1 pseudogene is annotated in these 611 nt (G+C 81.8%); it reads left to right on the top strand.

From position 1 onward, the window contains the following. Window positions 1-387 precede the first annotated feature (387 nt). Window positions 388-611, top strand: a pseudogene (locus tag C1I99_RS34430) (hypothetical protein); the annotation flags it as partial.

Raw genomic sequence — 611 nt, 5'->3', positions numbered from 1 at the left:
ACCGGCGGTGCGCTGACGGGCGGTGCGCCCGCCGGCGGTGCGCTCACGGGCGGTGCGCTCACGGGCGGTGCGCCGATCGGGGCGGGCGACGGCGCGGCCGGCGGCCGGGGTGCCGGGGGAGTCGTGGAGAAGGCCGCTTCCGCCGGGGCCGGGCTCGCCGGCGCGGCGCCCGGTGTGCCGCTCCCGCCGCCCGGCTCCGGCTGCCGGGTGGCCGCGACCTCCTCGGCGAGCAGCGGTTCGATCTGCTGGACCTGGATCGTCGGCTTGTCCCATCCGGGGGCAGCCGCCGCCGGGCCGTCCGCCGTCTCCGGCCGCGCCGCAGCCCCTTGCCGGACGGACGCCCGGTGCGGCTCGGACGAGAATGGTGCCGGCGCTACCAGCTGGGCCGTGGGTTCCGCTTCGTCAGCGGCCCGCTGCCGAGGCGCCGCGGCGGCGCCGAACCGGGGTGCCGCCACGCTCGACGGCCTGACCGGCACCGCGTCGGCACCTGCCGGTGGCGTGCGCGGCGCTGGCGGGGCGGGCGGCGCCGCGCTCCGGGTCACAGCCGGGACGGGCGGGGACGACGCCGACGCGCCGTGGTCGGTGGCCTCCACGGGGGGCGACGCCGGCGC

This window comes from Micromonospora deserti (genome assembly GCF_003236335.1).
GTDB lineage: Bacteria > Actinomycetota > Actinomycetes > Mycobacteriales > Micromonosporaceae > Micromonospora > Micromonospora deserti.
The sequence above is the reverse complement of the archived record's forward strand: the minus strand, read 5'-3'. Positions and strand labels throughout refer to the sequence as shown.